The 18,189-nt window shown below is 39.6% G+C and carries 12 protein-coding genes and 1 other annotated feature; of the genes, 10 read left to right on the top strand and 2 right to left on the bottom strand.

Going from position 1 to position 18,189, the window contains the following annotated elements:
• The first annotated feature begins 44 nt into the window (after positions 1-44).
• The 5 genes from LI954_RS10640 to LI954_RS10620 all read left to right on the top strand — a co-directional run bounded on the left by LI954_RS10640 (position 45) and on the right by LI954_RS10620 (position 5,480).
• Positions 45-419, top strand: a complete 375-nt coding sequence (locus LI954_RS10640) for a VOC family protein (RefSeq protein ID WP_229444456.1) — start codon at positions 45-47, stop codon at positions 417-419.
• 148 nt (positions 420-567) lie between these two features.
• Positions 568-1,515 (top strand): rhodanese-related sulfurtransferase, encoded by a 948-nt coding sequence (locus LI954_RS10635; RefSeq protein ID WP_229444455.1) that lies wholly within the window; start codon positions 568-570, stop codon positions 1,513-1,515.
• A 149-nt stretch (positions 1,516-1,664) separates the two neighbouring features.
• Positions 1,665-1,925 (top strand) — a binding site (T-box leader).
• Positions 1,926-2,063: 138 nt separating this feature from the next.
• Positions 2,064-3,335, top strand: coding sequence for an O-acetylhomoserine aminocarboxypropyltransferase/cysteine synthase family protein (locus LI954_RS10630; RefSeq protein ID WP_229444454.1), 1,272 nt, complete (start codon positions 2,064-2,066; stop codon positions 3,333-3,335).
• Between the two features lie 3 nt (positions 3,336-3,338).
• The gene (locus LI954_RS10625) at positions 3,339-4,274 is read left to right on the top strand and encodes a homoserine O-succinyltransferase (RefSeq protein WP_229444453.1); all 936 of its coding nucleotides are present in this window, start codon (positions 3,339-3,341) and stop codon (positions 4,272-4,274) included.
• A gap of 108 nt (positions 4,275-4,382) precedes the next feature.
• Positions 4,383-5,480, top strand: coding sequence for a glycerol dehydrogenase (locus LI954_RS10620; protein WP_229442507.1), 1,098 nt, complete (start codon positions 4,383-4,385; stop codon positions 5,478-5,480).
• Positions 5,481-6,422: 942 nt separating this feature from the next.
• Here LI954_RS10620 and LI954_RS10615 read toward each other — a convergent pair.
• On the bottom strand, positions 6,423-7,160 hold the full coding sequence (locus tag LI954_RS10615; protein WP_229444452.1) for an amino acid ABC transporter ATP-binding protein: 738 nt from the start codon (positions 7,158-7,160) through the stop codon (positions 6,423-6,425).
• Complete coding sequence (locus tag LI954_RS10610) at positions 7,161-9,311, bottom strand: amino acid ABC transporter substrate-binding protein/permease (protein ID WP_229442506.1); 2,151 nt, start codon at positions 9,309-9,311, stop codon at positions 7,161-7,163.
• A 348-nt stretch (positions 9,312-9,659) separates the two neighbouring features.
• Here LI954_RS10610 and uvrB point away from each other — a divergent pair, with 348 nt between their 5' ends.
• From uvrB to whiA, 5 genes are all read left to right on the top strand, one after another.
• The gene (uvrB, locus tag LI954_RS10605; protein ID WP_229444451.1) at positions 9,660-11,654 is read left to right on the top strand and encodes an excinuclease ABC subunit UvrB; all 1,995 of its coding nucleotides are present in this window, start codon (positions 9,660-9,662) and stop codon (positions 11,652-11,654) included.
• Positions 11,655-11,664: 10 nt separating this feature from the next.
• Positions 11,665-14,481 carry an excinuclease ABC subunit UvrA gene (uvrA, locus tag LI954_RS10600; RefSeq protein WP_229444450.1) on the top strand — a complete coding sequence of 939 codons (2,817 nt, stop codon included), beginning with the start codon at positions 11,665-11,667 and terminating at the stop codon, positions 14,479-14,481.
• Positions 14,482-15,137: 656 nt separating this feature from the next.
• A complete protein-coding gene (gene rapZ, locus LI954_RS10595) occupies positions 15,138-16,022 on the top strand; it encodes an RNase adapter RapZ (protein WP_229442503.1) in 885 nt (294 codons plus the stop codon).
• Positions 16,019-17,011, top strand: coding sequence for a gluconeogenesis factor YvcK family protein (locus LI954_RS10590; RefSeq protein WP_202069129.1), 993 nt, complete (start codon positions 16,019-16,021; stop codon positions 17,009-17,011). Before rapZ ends, LI954_RS10590 begins: the two co-directional genes overlap by 4 nt.
• Positions 17,012-17,047: 36 nt before the next feature.
• Positions 17,048-17,980, top strand: coding sequence for a DNA-binding protein WhiA (gene whiA / locus LI954_RS10585; protein WP_202069127.1), 933 nt, complete (start codon positions 17,048-17,050; stop codon positions 17,978-17,980).
• The last annotated feature ends 209 nt before the right edge of the window (positions 17,981-18,189 follow it).

Here is an 18,189-nt window from a genome sequence, read left to right as displayed (position 1 = left end):
AAGATGTATAGAAAAATAAGAATCATTTTGGAGGGACTAGTTAGATGTTTACCAGTCAAGTAAAAATAATGCTCTATGTAAATAATGTCAGTGAATCAAGTGAATTCTGGCAAAGTATCGGATTTGTAGAATTGGAAAGAGATGCTGTTGATGGAACGCTGGTTGTGGAGATCGCACCAAGTGCAGATTCTTCTGCCAAAATTGTTTTGTATGAACTGGCATTTATTCAAAAGCACTCTCCTGAAGTAGCAGGCAACACGCCATCACTGATGTTTTTCAGCGAGGATATTACAAAGCTGTATAAAAAAATGAAGGAGGCTCATGTAACAGTGGGGGAAATAGTGCAATTGCCCGGCGGTGAGCTGGTTTTTAACTTTTCAGATAATGATGGGAATTATTTTGCAGTGTCGGGAGAATAGAATATAACTCATGAGAGGGCGAAATTCGTTCTCTTTTTTGTTCGTAAATAAAGCAGCTGATTGTGCGGCATTCCACAAGCATCAAACTGGCATTCTGTTTTTTTCTTTTTATATAATGAATTGGAATGAAATGAAAAGAGGGAAAGAAATGAAGTACCAAGTAGTCTTATATTATCAATATACAACGATTGAAGATCCGGAGCAGTTTGCCAAAGAGCATCTTGCCTTCTGTAAATCATTAAATTTAAAAGGAAGAATTCTTGTTGCCCGCGAAGGCATCAATGGTACTCTTTCCGGAACGACAGCTGAAACGAATAAATACATGGAAGCAATGCTTGCTGATGAGCGCTTTAAGGATACTTTTTTTAAAGTGGATCAGGCGGAAGAACATGCATTTAAGAAAATGTTTGTTCGTCCAAGAAAAGAGCTGGTTGCTTTGAATTTGGAAGATGATATTAATCCGTTAGCTTTGACTGGCAACTATTTAGAGCCAGAAGAATTTCGCGAAGTATTGATTGATGAAAATACCATTGTATTGGATGCCAGGAATGATTATGAATATGACCTTGGTCATTTTCGTGGTGCTGTGCGTCCGGATATTCGCAATTTCCGTGAGCTTCCTCAATGGATTCGTGACAACAAAGAGCAATTTATGGATAAAAAAATCGTCACTTACTGTACAGGCGGCATTCGTTGTGAGAAATTTTCCGGCTGGCTGCTGAGAGAGGGCTTTGAGGACGTAGCGCAATTACATGGAGGTATTGCCAATTATGGGAAAAATCCAAAAACTCAGGGTGAATTTTGGGATGGAAAAATGTACGTATTTGATGAACGAATCAGTGTAGAAATTAACCATGTGGACAAACAGGTTATCGGGAAGGACTGGTTTGACGGAGCTCCCTGTGAACGCTACATCAACTGTGCAAATCCTTACTGTAACAGACAGATTCTTTCTTCTGTAGAAAATGAAGAGAAGCACTTAGGCGGCTGTTCACCGGAGTGCAGCAGACATCCGGAAAATCGTTATGCTGCGAAACACCAGTTAACAAAAGAGCAAGTTGCTGAACGACTGTCTTTGATTGAGTTAGGCGTCTAAAAAGAGAACAATGAAGGATAAATCGGAAAGAGCGGTTTATCCTTTTTTTGCTTGAAAACACTAATGATTTCAGTTATTAAGTTATTTTTGTTCGGAATTCTTGTTGACTGAATCAAAAAAATCAAGTATAGTGAACCCAACAACATAGGTTAGACGCATTGAAAAGAAGAGTACAAGCTGCTGAATTTTAAAAGAGAGCTTCGACTGGTGAAAAGAAGCAGAGGAATCAGCTTGGAAGATGGTCTTTGAGCAGATGATCGTGAGTCTGAGGATAAGCGGTCAGCGGGAATGCCCGTTACAGCATGACAGTAATGACAGAAAAGGGAATTTTGTCTTACTGACTGAGGCTGTTCTTATAAGGGAGCAGTGAATTAAGGTGGTAACACGGAGTATACGCTCGCGTCCTTTCGGCAACGAAAAGGCGGGAGCTTTTTTGTATACAAGCTGCATAGCCCGCTATCAAAAGACTGGCATGAACTCTTATATCTTTAATGCTGAAACATTAAGCGGACCAGAAATACAACTAAAAAATGATGGAGGGAAAAAGAATGGAATTTGAAACGAAGTGTCTGCATGCAGGCTATCAACCGGGAAATGGAGAGCCGAGAGTGGCTCCCATTGTTCAAAGTACAACGTATACGTATGACTCTACAGAAGAAATTGGCAAATTATTTGATCTGGAAAAGGCTGGGTATTTTTATACTCGTCTGGCTAACCCAACGACAAATGCAGCAGAAGAAAAGATTGCGGCACTGGAAGGCGGAGTTGCGGCATTGTGTACTTCTTCCGGTCAGGCAGCAACATTTTTTGCAATTCTGAATATTCTTGAAGCGGGAGACCATCTGATTTCTTCTTCCTATGTGTATGGCGGGACGTTTAACCTACTCGCTCATACGTTCAGAAAAATGGGTATCAAAGTTACATTTGTTGATCAGACAGCAACCTTGGAAGAGTTGAAAAAAGCGGTTCAACCAAATACAAAAGCAGTTTTTGCTGAAACGATTGCCAATCCTGCCATGCATGTTTTGGATATTGAGAAATTTGCCAAGCTGGCACATGATGCAGAGGTACCGTTTATTATTGATAATACATTTGCTACCCCTTATTTTTGTCGCCCAATTGAATATGGTGCAGATATTGTGATACACAGTACGACAAAATATTTGGATGGTCATGCAGTTCAGACTGGTGGAGTAATTGTTGACAGCGGGAAATTCAATTGGAGTAATGGAAAGTTTCCTCAGCTCAGCAAGCCTGATGTGACGTACCATAATTTGGTCTATACTGAGACATTTGGACCGGCTGCTTATATTACCAAAGCTCGTGTGCAGCTAATGAGAGATATTGGAGCGACTCCCTCTCCTCAAAACTCATTTTTGCTGAATTTGGGAATGGAAACTTTACCTGTACGGATGGATCGTCATTATGAAAATGCATTAGCAGTAGCGAAATTTTTAACAGAGCAAAATGCTGTATCTTCTGTTATTTATCCTGGATTGGAAACTGATGTGAATTATGAACTAGCTCAAAAATATGTTCCAAACGGGTTGTGCGGAGTTATCTCGTTTGAAATTGCAGATGGAAAAGAAGTAGCAGCTAAGTGGCTTGATTCATTGGAACTTGTTTCTTTGGAAGTACACGTAGCAGATATTCGAACCTGTGCGCTGCATCCTGCAACATCTACACATCGTCAGTTATCTGATGATGAACTAAGTAATGCAGGCATTTCTCCAGGACTGATTCGTATTTCCTGCGGGATTGAAAATGTGAAGGACATTCTGACAGATTTGCAGCAGGCCTTTGAAAAGCTGGAGGCATAGGTGATGCCGATAAAACTGGTTGACAGCTTCCCGGCGAAGCAAGTATTGGAAAAAGAAAACATTTTTGCCATAGATAATGAACGGGCCTCTACACAGGATATCCGACCATTAAAGCTCTTGATTCTAAACCTGATGCCCAATAAAATTGATACAGAAATTCAGCTTCTTCGATTAATCAGTCAAAGTCCTTTGCAAATAGATGTTGATTTTTTGAAAATTTCTTCTCATGAACATAAAAATACCAGCCTGCATCATTTGTCACAATTTTATCTGGCATTTGATGAGATTAGGAACAGAACTTACGATGGAATGATTATTACCGGTGCACCAGTAGAACAGCTGCCGTTTAAAGAAGTAAATTACTGGGATGAACTGGTGGAAATCATGGATTGGAGTCAGACAAATACAACTTCGGTCATTCATATCTGCTGGGGTGCACAGGCAGCCCTGTATCATCACTATGGCGTAGAGAAAACTGCCTATGATAAAAAGCTGTTTGGTATTTACAGTCAGACACCAAAAGAAAATCATCGTTTGTTCAGAGGATTTGATGACCGCTTTAATACGCCTCAATCCCGGTACACAGGCATCAATGAAGGACAGATTGATGAGAAGTGTTTACGGATAATGGCAGCAAATGAAGAAATTGGGGCAACGATTTTAATTTCCGAAGATGATCATAATATCTTTTTGCTGGGTCATTTTGAGTACGATACGGATTCTTTAACACAGGAATATCTGCGTGATCAGGAAAAAGGCATGGACACTGCAATACCTAAAAACTATTTTGTAGATAACCAGCTGGATAAAGGAGTCATCAACACATGGCGTGGACACGCGCATTTACTCTACCATAATTGGCTGAACGATGTCTATCAGCTGACGCCATATGAGTTGAATCAGATCCTCAGTGAGCAAAAAGAACGTTTAATGATGTGAAATGAATAATAATAAAAGGAGAAGCTGAATTTTCGGCTTCCCTTTTTTTTTAATAAAATGACCTGTATAATTAAAAACGGTAAAAATTTGGTAGTAAGAGGTGAAAGCATGGAAAAGCTATTTGTCAGTCCATCAAAATACGTTCAGGGGAGAGACCTTCTTAGGAGAAGTGGACCGTACATTCAAACATTTGGGAATAATGCCCTGATTTTGACGGATGAGTTTGTCTGGACGCTTGTTGGAGAATCGTATGATCAGCAGCTGACTAGTGAAGGATTGAAGGTAGCACACATTATTTTTAATGGAGAATCTTCTGAAAAAGAAATACAACGTATTATTAATGAAATGACTGAAACGAGTAGTGAGGTTTTACTTGCACTAGGAGGAGGTAAAGTCATTGATGCGGGGAAAGCAATCGCGGATCAATTGAATATACCAATTGTGGTTATACCGACAACGGCATCTACTGATGCGCCAACTTCTTCAGTATCTGTGTTATATGAGGATGATGGCCGCTTTAAGACCTATGCTTTGTACCAAAAAAATCCTGATCTTGTTCTTGTTGATACTGAAATAATTGTAAATGCACCTGTTCGGACATTGATAGCAGGGATTGCAGATGGTTTGGCCACCGGAGTTGAAGCAAGATCTGTTTGGAAAAATCATGGCGTTAATGTTCTGGGGCAAAAACCAACATTCACAGCACTGGCGATTGCTGAGAGATGTGAAGATGTTTTATTTACCTATGGACTCCAGGCTGTTGAAGATAATAGAAAAAGACGAGTTACAGATGCCTTTGAAGCAGTTGTAGAAGCAAATATTTTAATGAGCGGTCTTGGTTTTGAAAGCGGCGGCCTTTCAGCTGCTCATGCTCTGCATAACGGCTTTTCAGCTATCAAGGGAAAAGTCAATTTGTTGATGCACGGGGAGAAAGTGGCCTTCACAACACTTGTTCAGCTTGTTTTAGAGGAACAGCCGACTGAAATGCTGACAAGATACATTGACTTGTTCAGTGAATTGGGACTGCCAATCAATTGTCGAGGAATGGGACTGGATTTTAAAGATGAGAAACAGCTTGGTTTGATTGCCGAGCAGTCTCTATCAGATGGAGACTGCCTGAAGCAGCAGCCGCGAGTTGTAACAAAACGAGAGATTGTCAGAGCGATTCAGGCGCTGGATGTCTTTGTAGAGAATAATTACGCATAGAATAATGAAGAAAACAAAGTAACTTGAGGAGGTTGTGACAAAGCTTCTCCATGCGACGAGTAACCGCAGGAGCATGTACACGAACTTAAATGCGACGAGTAACCGCAGGAGCATGTATACGAACTTAAATGCGATGAGTAACCGAAGGAGCATGTATACGAACTTAAATGCGATGAGTAACCGCAGGAGCACGTACATGAACTTAATAGCGACGAGTAACCGAAGGAGCATGTATACGGACTTAAATGCGACGAGTAACCGAAGGAGCATGTACACGAACTTAAATGCGACGAGTAACCGAAGGAGCATGTACACGAACTTAAATGCAACGAGTAACCGAAGGAGCATGTATACGAACTTAAATGCGACGAGTAACCGAAGGAGCATGTATACGAACTTAAATGCGACGAGTAACCGCAGGAGCATATATACGAACTTAAATGCGACGAGTAACCGCAGGAGCACGTACATGAACTTAAATGCGACGAGTAACCGAAGGAGCATGTATACGGACTTAAATGCGACGAGTAACCGCAGGAGCAGATAAGTAGAACGATCTAGTTTGTCCCTCAAGGTCAACTTGGAAAAGAACTTCAATAAGTGATCGACCTACAAGTCCTTCTGTCCTCTTTAGTATGACAGGAAATAGCGTGTAGGTCGATCGTTTTTTTCTTTTCATTCTGTTTGGTGAGGGCGATAGCCCTCATGAGTGTTTGTCACAGGCTCTTTTACTTAAATTAGCAGGTTTTAAAGCACAAAAGCAGTTAAAAATAGTCTATTGAAACAAGTAAATTGAATTAAAAAGTATCTGTTTTTTTCTGGATAATGGTCTATATAGATTTTGAACCCAATTAAGCTGCCCAGAGAGGCTATGATAGTTTCAAGACCGCTGCTGCATTAAAAACTCTCCTGAGCAAGCCAATACTCAGGAGAGTTTACTCATCAAATATTCAACACTTTATTAAGGAAGTCTTTTGTCCGCTCATTTTGAGGAGATTCAAAAATTTGTTTCGGTGAACCATCCTCCAGAAAGTTTCCGCCATCGATAAACATTACCCGGTTCGCTACTTCTTTAGCGAAGCCCATTTCATGAGTAACGATAACCATGGTCATTCCCTGTTTTGCCAGCTTCTTCATAACATTCAGCACATCTCCAACCATTTCCGGATCAAGTGCAGAAGTTGGTTCATCAAACAGCATGATATCTGGGTTCATAGCCAGTGCTCGAGCAATTGCCACACGTTGCTTTTGGCCCCCTGAAAGAGATTTCGGATAGCTGTCCTTTTTATCAGCCAATCCGACCGTATCCAAAAGTCTCATTGCTTCCTCTTTCGCTTCCGCAGGAGACAGACGTCCCAAATCTACAGGAGCCAGAGTAATGTTTTCCAGTACAGATAAATGCGGGAACAGGTTAAAGTGCTGGAACACCATTCCAATATGCTGGCGGACTTTATTGATATCCGTATTTTTATCTGTCAGATTTGAACCGTCGATAATGATATCACCGCTTGATGCTTCTTCAAGCTGATTCAGGCAGCGCAGAAATGTACTTTTTCCAGATCCTGAGGGTCCGATGATACAAACAACATCGCCCTCGTTGATCGAAACATTGATATCATTCAATACAGTATTATCGCCGAATTTTTTCACCAAATGTTCAACAAGAATTTTTTCAGTCATTTATTTCACCCTCTTTTCAAGAACTTTTGCCAGTTTTGTTAATGATGTAATGAGTATCAGGTACATTACAGCAATTATTAAGTAAACCATGGTACTTTGAAGGTTGCGGGCAACAATAATTTTACCCGTCTGTAGTAATTCAATTAGACCAATTGCAGAAAGAATCGTTGTGTCCTTCAAAGAAATAACAAATTGATTTACGAACGAAGGAATCATAATCTTGATAGCCTGCGGCAGAATGATTTTTCGCATTGTTTTATTGTAGGACAGGCCTAAACTTCTGGAAGCCTCCATTTGTCCAACTGGCACAGCGTTAATTCCGCCCCGGACAATTTCTGAAATATAAGCACTGGCATTTAGGGTCAGTGTGATAATCCCAGCAATAAATACAGGAATGTTAAAGCCTAAAATACCTGGCAAGCCGAAATAAATAAAGAACGCAACTACCATTAGTGGAATTCCCCGAATAATATCTACATAAATTGTTGAGATTACACGTAAAGCTTTTACTGGAGAAACACTAAACAGACCGAAAATCACACCCAGAATTAACGCTAAAACAAAAGATATCAGTGTAAGCTGAACAGTCATCCATAATCCGCTTAACAGACGCTTCCAGTTATTTTTAATCATTCCGGAAAAGGTGGATTCATCTACAGTATTTTTGGTGCTGCCGTCTTTAATATATTTTCCAACAATTGTGTCGTACTCACCTGTTCGTTTTAATTCAGCCAAGCCTTCATTAAACATTTCAATTAATTCAGGATTTTTGCCTTTTTTTACAGCAAACCCGTAAGAGCCGCCTTCTTCACGTGGAATGGGTGTCGACAAAGCCTGCCCTTGAGCAATTCCATAACCGATTACCGGATAATCATCCATCATCGCAGCAATCTCGCCAATATCCAAAGAGCTGTACAAGGCATCTGTTGTATCCAGATATTTGATCTTGTATCCATATTTATCTTTATTCGCTTCAAGGAAGTCAGCACTCTCTGTCCCGATTTTTGCTCCAACTGTTTGATCTTTTAAATCTTCGTAGGAAGTTATAGAATCGTTGCCTTTTTTTACAGCAATTTGAATTCCGCTGTTGAAATAAGGAGTGGAGAAATCAAAGGATTTTTCACGTTCATCAGTAATGGTCATCCCTGCAATCATTCCGTCTGCCTGACCGGATTCCACAGCTTGAACTGCTGAACTAAACCCAATAAACTTAAACTCAATTGTAAAGCCCTGAAGTTGAGCAATTCGATTGATCAAATCAACATCGATTCCTTCGTATTCACCATCAGAATTTTGAAATTCGAAAGGCGCGAACGTTGAATCACTGGCAATTGTATACACATCTTTTTTAGGCTCAATTTGTTTCATTTCACCTTCAGCATCTTCAGAACCGGAAGAGATATACTCTGCAATGATTTTATCATAGGTGCCGTCTTCTTTTAGTTTTTCAAGTCCGTCGTTGAACATTTCGATCAGTTCAGGGTTTTGCCCCTTTTTCACAGCAAATCCGTAAGAACTGCCGGTTTCTTTTGCTCCAACCAGTTGAAGCTTTTGTCCATTTGTAATGGCATAGCCTAATACTGGATAATCATCAAAGATCGCATCGGCTTCACCATTTTGAAGAGCCTGATACAGACCGGTTGCATCATCAAAATTTTTAATGGAATAGCCATACTTGTCCTGATTTTTCTCAAGAAAAGCTGCACTTTCCGTTCCTACTTTGGCAGCAACTGTTTTACCATCTAAATCATCATAGTTCTCAATGGTATCATTTCCTTGTTTGACAGCCATTTGCAGGCCGCTGTTAAAATAGGACTCTGAGAAGTCAAAGGATTTTTTTCGTTCATCTGTAATACTCATTCCTGCGATCATTCCATCAATCTGTCCTGACTGTACAGCTTGAATGGCTGAGTCAAATCCAAGAGGCTTAAGATTCACTTTGAATCCCTGATCTTCTGCAATTGCATTCAGCAAGTCTATATCAATACCGATATATTCATCATTTGAATCCTGAAATTCAAATGGGGCGAATGTCAGATCTGTTCCAATATCATAAGTCTTTTCTTCTGCCCAGCTCGTACTGCCGTTCGTTAAAATGAGCAGACTTGCAATCATAGCAAATAAAGAAAATAAAAAGTGCTTCTTCTTCATACAAAATCCTCCTAAATAATTACATATTTAACAATTATATAGCAAAATCCATGAGAAAAACAATAAATTCGGTAAAGGTAAGAAAAAAAATAAAAAAATCTAACGTTTGATGTTAGGTTTTATGACAAGGTTAACCCACCTAGTTACTAATAATTTCTCCTTCTAAAAAGCTTTCAGCCGATGGGAAACATTTGAATACCTTCTATATATAATACATATAAGAACGGATAAAAAATTGAGATTATAGAAGTAGCGAAAATATGTTCGGTATGTTAAAATAATTCAGGGAGTAAGAAATTTACTCTTTTCCTTTTCTAGTGAGAAAATTACACGAGGGGAGCACAACTTATGATTGAGAGAAAAACCACCAATACATTTGAGTTAGTTTCAAAATATAAACCGGATGGGGATCAGCCGCAAGCAATCGCTCAGCTGATTGAGGGTGTTGAAGGCGGAGAAAAGGCTCAGATTCTTTTGGGGGCCACCGGAACTGGTAAAACATTCACAATTTCAAATGTCATTAAAGAGATTAACAAGCCGACATTAGTAATTGCTCATAATAAAACATTAGCTGGGCAGCTATATGGAGAGTTTAAAGAATTCTTTCCGAATAATGCAGTTGAATATTTTGTCAGTTACTATGATTATTATCAGCCGGAGGCTTATGTTCCTTCAAGTGATACATACATTGAAAAAGATGCCAGTATTAATGATGAGATTGATAAACTTCGTCACTCTGCAACCAGTGCTTTACTGGAGCGTAATGATGTGATCGTTGTTGCTTCAGTCTCTTGTATTTTTGGTTTGGGAGATCCAAAAGAATACAGTGAACAAATTGTTTCATTAAGAGCAGGTATGGAAATAGAAAGAGGGCAGCTGCTGAAAAGTCTTGTGGATATTCAATTTGAACGAAATGATATTGATTTCCAGCGGGGGCGTTTTCGTGTCAGAGGGGATGTTGTTGAGATATTCCCGGCATCAAGAGATGACCACGCGTTGAGAGTCGAATTTTTTGGAGACGAAATAGAGAGAATCCGAGAAGTGGATGCATTGACCGGGGAAATTTTAGGTGAAACGGAGCATGCGGTTATTTTCCCTGCAACCCACTTTGTTACAAATGAAGACCATATGGAACATGCAATCAGTCAGATACAAGATGAATTGGATGCTCGTCTGAAGGTTCTGCGGTCTGAAAATAAGCTGCTGGAAGCACAGCGTCTGGAGCAGCGAACCAATTATGATATCGAAATGATGCGTGAAATGGGGTACACCTCTGGGATTGAAAATTATTCCAGACATATGGATGGCAGATCAGAAGGAGAGCCTCCGTATACTCTGATAGATTTCTTTCCGGACGATTTTCTGCTGGTCATTGATGAATCGCATGTAACCATGCCTCAGGTACGAGGTATGTATAATGGCGACAGGGCAAGAAAGCAAATGCTCGTTGACTATGGATTCCGTCTGCCAAGTGCACTGGACAATCGGCCTTTACGTCTTGAAGAATTTGAGCAGCATGTCCATCAGGTTGTTTATGTATCTGCAACACCGGGACCTTATGAGTATGAACAAACAGATACTGTGATTCAGCAGATTATTCGTCCGACAGGGCTGCTTGATCCGGTGATTGAAGTTCGTCCGATTATGGGACAGATTGATGACCTTGTTGGTGAAATTAATGAGCGTATTGAAAAAAATCAACGGGTCTTTATTACGACATTAACCAAAAAAATGTCGGAAGACCTAACAGATTACTTTAAAGAACTTGGAATGAAGGTAAAGTATCTTCACAGTGACATTAAAACGATGGAACGAACCGAGATTATCCGTGATCTGAGGTTGGGAGAATTCGACGTCTTGATAGGAATTAATCTGTTGAGAGAAGGTCTGGATGTACCTGAGGTTTCATTAATTGCTATTTTGGATGCTGATAAAGAGGGATTCCTGCGAAGCGAGCGGTCGCTTGTCCAGACTATTGGACGGGCAGCGAGAAATGCGGATGGAAAAGTTATCATGTATGCGGATAAAATTACTGATTCCATGCAAAAAGCGATGGATGAAACGGCACGGCGGCGTTCTATTCAAGAACAATATAATGAAGAACATGGTATTGTTCCGAAAACAATCATTAAAGAAATCCGTGATCTGATCTCCATTTCCAAGGTTGCAGAAGAGGATGAAACTTATACAATCAGCAAGTCTTATGATAAGATGACGAAACAGGAAAAAGATGATTTGCTGATGCGACTGGAAAAAGAAATGAGAGATGCGGCCAAAGTGCTTGATTTTGAAGCTGCAGCTACATTAAGAGATACAATACTGGAATTGAAGGCTTCAAACTAGGAGGTAAAAGATGCAAAACGATAAAATTGTCATTCACGGAGCAAGAGCTCATAACTTAAAAAATATAGATGTAACAATCCCTAGAGATAAGCTGGTTGTAGTGACTGGTTTATCGGGGTCTGGAAAAAGCTCATTAGCTTTTGATACTTTATATGCCGAAGGACAGCGCCGATATGTTGAAAGTCTTTCAGCTTATGCCCGCCAGTTTTTAGGTCAAATGGATAAGCCTGATGTTGACAGCATTGATGGATTAAGTCCGGCCATTTCGATTGACCAGAAAACAACAAGTAAAAATCCGCGTTCAACAGTAGGAACAGTTACGGAAATTAATGACTATCTGCGTCTTTTGTTTGCTAGAATCGGTCATCCGATTTGCCCAAATGATCATATAGAAATTACCAGTCAGTCTGTGGAACAAATGGTGGATCGTGTTCTGGAACTGCCGGAACGAAGCAAAGTTCAGATTTTGGCACCGGTAATTGTAAAGAAAAAGGGTCAGCACAAAAAAGTATTTGAATCAATCCAAAAAGACGGTTATGTGAGGGCTCGTGTGGATGGAGAAGTTTATGATCTGAGTGAAGTGCCTGAACTTGAAAAAAACAAGAAGCATGATATTGCTATTGTTGTCGATAGGATTATTGTAAAAGAGGGTATTCGCTCCCGTCTCTTTGACTCACTTGAGGCAGCCCTCCGGCTTGCAGACGGCTATGCTTTAGTAGACGTAAACAGCAAGGAAGAATTGCTGTTCAGTGAACATTATGCATGCCCTTACTGTGGTTTTACTGTAGGAGAATTGGAGCCGCGTCTGTTCTCATTTAATGCACCATTTGGAGCCTGCCCGGATTGTGATGGGCTTGGAATGAAGCTGGAAGTAGATAAGGACTTAGTTATCCCCGATCCAGAAAAAACACTGAAAGAAGGAGCAGTTGCTCCATGGAATCCGATCAGTTCTCAATATTATCCTCAAATGCTGGAACAAGCAGCGCTCAGTTTTGGTATTGATGTGGATACTCCGTTCAGTGAATTGCCAGAAGAGCATCAGGATATTATTTTAAATGGTTCAAACGGAGAAGTATTCCATTTTCACTATGAAAATGATTTTGGCGGTGTTCGAGACGTAGACGTCCCTTTTGAAGGGGTACTAAAGAATATTAAACGCCGTTATCATGAAACCAATAGTGAGTTCACTCGGGAACAAATGCGTACTTACATGACCGAATTGCCTTGCGAAACATGTAAAGGATATCGTTTGAATCCGCAGGCACTGGCAGTGAAAATCAACGGGACCAGCATCGGTGAAGTCAGCGAGCTGACGATCAAAAAAGGGTTGCCGTTCTTTGATAAGCTGTCATTGTCTGAGCAGGAAGAGATGATCGCAAAACCTATCTTAAAGGAAGTCAGAGATCGTCTGACATTTCTGGAGAATGTCGGTCTGGATTATCTGACATTGAGCAGGGCTTCCGGTACGTTGTCCGGAGGGGAAGCCCAGCGGATCAGACTTGCAACGCAGATTGGCTCAAACCTTTCAGGCGTACTCTATATTCTTGATGAGCCGTCAATTGGACTTCATCAGCGGGATAATGATCGTCTGATTGCTTCATTAAAGAAGATGCGTGATCTTGGAAATACTCTGATTGTGGTGGAACATGATGAAGATACAATGAGGGAAGCAGATTATCTAATCGATGTTGGGCCTGGAGCTGGAGATCAGGGGGGACAGATTGTAGCTGCCGGCACTCCAAAAGAGGTTGCCAAAAATAAAAAATCATTGACTGGACAGTATTTATCAGGAAAGAAAAAAATCTCTGTTCCGGAAAAACGCAGAAAAGGAAACGGCAAATCAATTAAAGTGACTGGTGCTGCAGAAAATAATTTAAAAAATATTAACGTGGAATTTCCTTTGGGTGAATTCGTTGCTGTAACTGGTGTCTCAGGTTCCGGTAAAAGTACATTGGTAAATCAAATTTTGAAAAAAGCTTTGGCACAAAAAATTAATCGAAATTCAAATAAACCAGGTAAACATAAAAATGTCACAGGATATAAGCATATCGAAAAGGTTATTGATATTGATCAGAGTCCGATCGGCAGAACTCCGAGAAGTAACCCGGCAACATATACCAGTGTATTCGATAACATTCGTGATCTGTTTGCAAAGACAAATGAAGCAAAAGTCCGTGGATATAAAAAGGGCAGATTCAGTTTCAATGTTAAAGGCGGAAGGTGTGAAGCTTGCCGGGGAGACGGTATTATAAAAATCGAAATGCATTTCCTGCCGGATGTTTATGTTCCATGTGAAGTCTGCCATGGAAAACGTTATAACTCTGAAACTCTCGATGTTCATTATAAAGGAAAAAATATTTCAGATATACTTGAAATGACTGTGGAAGATTCGGTTGAGTTCTTCCAACACATTCCGAAAATTCATCGAAAGCTTCAGACGATATTAGATGTTGGTTTAGGCTATGTAACATTGGGACAACCTGCAACCACACTTTCCGGGGGAGAAGCACAGCGGATGAAACTGGCCAGTGAGCTTCATAAAATATCCAACGGAAAGAATTTCTATATTTTAGATGAACCAACTACGGGACTCCATACAGATGATATTTCTCGCTTGCTGAATGTTTTGAATCGTCTTGTTGATACAGGAAACACAGTGTTGGTTATTGAACATAATCTGGATATGATTAAGTCAGCAGACCACGTAATCGACCTAGGACCTGAGGGTGGAGAAGGCGGAGGTACCATTGTAGGAATAGGGACTCCAGAAGATATTGCTGAAATAAAAGAGAGCTATACAGGGCAATATCTGAAGAGCGTTCTTTAGAATTGGTATACTCCATTTTCAGTTTGTTTATATTTATTTTAGTCAAACAAATAATTATTAAGGATTCTTTTAGTTTCCTTGATTTAAATCTTTATTTAAGGTAAAATTTATTTAATGAAGATAAGTTATGGGTGTGAATTGGTCTATAACTTTCTCTCTATAAATAATCCGTTCAAAAAAGAAAAAGGAACATCTCTTAACTTTAGTAGGGGGTGTTCCTTTTTCTTTTTTAATTAGAATCTAAAAAGAGAAAAAATTATTAGAATATTAAGTGAGTAGTTGAATTATTGAAACACCATCCGAAAGATTGTTTTAGCTTGGATTGTGACAATCCAATTCTAAACATTAACTATCTTGGCATAATTGATGCAGTTTAATTTGGTTGCTTATTACAAAGGTAGAAGCTGTCTCTTTTATTGTTTGAAAAATTATTTATTTTCTATAATTTTCTGGTTAGATTTCTTTATAAATGCATGGACTCCCAATGTAAAAAATATTTATCCTGTAATTTATTTCATAAAGATTAATCAATACGATGTTTGCAAAGAGAAATCGTTAGAGAAAAATTCATTTATCAAAAGGATCAGACATAAAAGCTTCCTTTGACACGCCCGGAATGTTATAATTATTAAAATGTCCTCAAAGGAGTCGATTTTATGGCAGATAATTTAGAATTAATAATAATTACAGGAATGAGCGGTGCCGGCAAGACGGTGGCTGTTCAGTGTTTTGAAGATATGGGGTATTTTTGTATCGATAATATGCCGCCAAGCTTAATCCCTAAATTTTGGGAGCTAATTAAAGAATCAGGAAAAGTAACGAAAATTGCTTTAGTCGTCGATTTAAGATCACGAACCTTTTTTAGAGAAATACAAAATATGCTTGTTGAAATAGAAAATACGAATCTGATTGATACGACTGTTATGTTTTTAGATGCAACAGATGAAGAACTAGTTTCGCGCTATAAAGAAACAAGACGAACTCATCCATTAGCAATGGATGGACTGATTACAGAAGGTATCAGAAAAGAACGGGCGATTCTGGAAGAAATTAAGGGAGATGCTCAACTGGTTATTGATACAACCAATCTATCTCCCCGCCAGTTAAGGGAAAGAATTAACCAGGAATTCAAATCCAGAGCTACCCATGAGTTTCGTCTGGAATTTGTGTCATTTGGATTTAAATATGGCTTGCCAATTGATGCGGATATCGTCATTGATGTTCGTTTCTTACCAAATCCTCACTATATTCCTGAACTGCGTCCCTTAACTGGAATGAATCAGTCGGTCTATGATTATGTGATGAGCTTTCCGGAAACAGAAGAATTTTATACAAAATTTGTTGATTTGCTGGAGTTTGTTATTCCCGGCTATAAAAAAGAAGGGAAGTCAAATGTGACAATTGCCATTGGCTGTACAGGAGGTCAACACAGGTCAGTTGCTCTGACTGAACGCATTTCCCGCAAGCTGGCAGAAGAGTATCATGTGAATGTGACTCACCGTGATAAAGATAAACGGAAAGAGACGGTGAATCGATCATGAAAACCTATCGGATTCGAAAACCTAAAATTGTAGTCGTTGGCGGCGGAACTGGTCTGCCGGTTATTCTGAAAAGTCTCCGAAATCAGGGAGCGGATATTACTGCAGTTGTCACTGTCGCAGATGACGGCGGCAGCAGTGGGGAAATCAGAAAATCAATGAACCTGACACCGCCCGGAGATTTAAGAAATGTATTGGTGGCACTTTCGGATATGCCTCAATTATATGAAGATATTTTTCAGTATCGCTTTAACAAACAAGATAAATACTTTGCCAATCATGCCATTGGTAATTTGATTATCGCAGCTATTTCGGAAATGAGAGGCAGTACTTATGAAGCGATTCAGCTGCTTTCAAAGATTATGCATGTTGACGGCCATATTTATCCTTCATCAGAACGCCCGCTGACCCTGCATGCTGTTTTTAAAGATGGAACAATTGCAGTTGGAGAATCCAATATTGCCGTGGATCGAAAAACGATTGATCATGTTTTTGTTTCAAATACCAATGATGAAGAGCAGCCAAAAGCTGCACGAAAAGTGGTGAAAGCAATTGAAGAAGCAGATATGATTGTTTTAGGTCCCGGGAGCTTATTCACAAGTATTCTGCCGAATCTGGTCATCAGTGAAATAGGCGATGCCATCCTCCGAAGGACAGGTGAAGTTGTCTATATTTGTAACATTATGACTCAGAAGGGTGAAACAGAGCACTTTACAGATGCAGATCATATCAGAGTTCTTCATAATCATTTGCAAGAAAAGTTTGTAGATACGGTGCTTGTAAACACGGAACCAGTCCCGGAAAATTATATGGATTTTGATGTTTATGATGAATATCTTGTACAGGTCAGGCATGATTTTCAAGGGCTGAGAAATGAAGGCTGTCGTGTCATTTCCACAGATTTTCTTAAGCTGAGAGACGGAGGCGTTTTTCATGATGGAGATAAAGTGGTTGAAGAATTGTTTCGTATTGTGTTTGGAGCGAAGTACTAAAAAATGGAGTAGTTGTATAGAAGGAAGGGATGTTTCATGTCATTTGCATCAGATGTGAAAAAGGAACTGACCACATTGGAAGTGCATCGGGAACATGCAAGGGCTGAGCTCGCTGCATTAATTCGGATGAATGGTTCCTTAAGTCTGGTTAATCAGCAGTTTGTTTTGAATGTTCAAACGGAAAATGCTGCGATTGCCAGAAGAATCTATTCTTTATTGAAAGATCATTATAATGTCCGATCAGAGTTGCTGGTGAGACGAAAAATGAAATTGAAAAAGAATAATGTTTATATTGTACGATTGAAACAAGATACGAATTCTGTTCTTTCGGATTTGAATATTATGGATGGCATGATGTTTCAAGACCATGTATCAGATGAAATTGTGGGCAATGCACAAAAAATGCGATCTTATTTAAGAGGTGCTTTTATGGCCACAGGCTCGGTGAATAATCCTGAAACCAGCAGATATCATTTGGAAATATTTTCCACTTATGAAGAGCACAACAATGACATCTGTGATATGTTGAATTACTATGATCTTAATGCACGAACATTGGAGCGCAGAAGCGGTTATATTTCCTATTTAAAAGGAGCTGAGAAGATAGCTGATTTTCTGACTTTGATTGGTGCAACAAATTCCATGTTAAAATTTGAAGATGTCCGTATCGTACGGGATATGAGGAATTCTGTTAATCGACTGGTAAACTGTGAAACAGCAAATCTAAATAAAACGATTGATGCTGCGTCCAAACAAATCGATAATATTAAGTACATTCAACTAACTGTTGGACTACAGGCTCTGCCTGATAAATTACAGGAAATTGCTGAGCTGCGTTTGGAGCATCCGGAGGTCAGCCTAAAAGAACTGGGAGAAATGATTCCTTCAGGAGCTATTTCGAAGTCCGGCATCAACCATCGAATTCGAAAAATTAACGAATATGCAGACAAATTAAGGGCAACCAGCTAAATCGAGTGAATTGAGAAAATGAATCAATGATTGAATAGCAATCTTAAATTTATAAGAGAACAGATTGAATAGAAGCTGTCTGAGGTTGTGACAAACACCCATGGCGGTTCCCGCCACCAAACAGAATGAAAACAAAAAAAGAATCGACCTACAGCCCATTTCCTGTCATACTGAAACTGACAGGAGTGGCTTGTAGGTCGATTACTTAT

Origin of the sequence: Enterococcus sp. CWB-B31 (assembly GCF_020567645.1) — a bacterium.
GTDB lineage: Bacteria > Bacillota > Bacilli > Lactobacillales > Enterococcaceae > Enterococcus_L.
This window is presented reverse-complemented; position numbering and strand designations above follow the sequence as displayed.

Excerpts from the sequence above, each read along its gene's own strand:
- LI954_RS10640 (WP_229444456.1), top strand. The coding sequence starts at position 45 with ATGTTTACCAGTCAAGTAAAAATAATGCTCTATGTAAATAATGTCAGT.
- LI954_RS10635 (WP_229444455.1), top strand. The coding sequence starts at position 568 with ATGAAGTACCAAGTAGTCTTATATTATCAATATACAACGATTGAAGAT.
- LI954_RS10630 (WP_229444454.1), top strand. The coding sequence starts at position 2,064 with ATGGAATTTGAAACGAAGTGTCTGCATGCAGGCTATCAACCGGGAAAT.
- LI954_RS10625 (WP_229444453.1), top strand. The coding sequence starts at position 3,339 with ATGCCGATAAAACTGGTTGACAGCTTCCCGGCGAAGCAAGTATTGGAA.
- LI954_RS10620 (WP_229442507.1), top strand. The coding sequence starts at position 4,383 with ATGGAAAAGCTATTTGTCAGTCCATCAAAATACGTTCAGGGGAGAGAC.
- LI954_RS10615 (WP_229444452.1), bottom strand. The coding sequence starts at position 7,160 with ATGACTGAAAAAATTCTTGTTGAACATTTGGTGAAAAAATTCGGCGAT.
- LI954_RS10610 (WP_229442506.1), bottom strand. The coding sequence starts at position 9,311 with ATGAAGAAGAAGCACTTTTTATTTTCTTTATTTGCTATGATTGCAAGT.
- uvrB (WP_229444451.1), top strand. The coding sequence starts at position 9,660 with ATGATTGAGAGAAAAACCACCAATACATTTGAGTTAGTTTCAAAATAT.
- uvrA (WP_229444450.1), top strand. The coding sequence starts at position 11,665 with ATGCAAAACGATAAAATTGTCATTCACGGAGCAAGAGCTCATAACTTA.
- rapZ (WP_229442503.1), top strand. The coding sequence starts at position 15,138 with ATGGCAGATAATTTAGAATTAATAATAATTACAGGAATGAGCGGTGCC.
- LI954_RS10590 (WP_202069129.1), top strand. The coding sequence starts at position 16,019 with ATGAAAACCTATCGGATTCGAAAACCTAAAATTGTAGTCGTTGGCGGC.
- whiA (WP_202069127.1), top strand. The coding sequence starts at position 17,048 with ATGTCATTTGCATCAGATGTGAAAAAGGAACTGACCACATTGGAAGTG.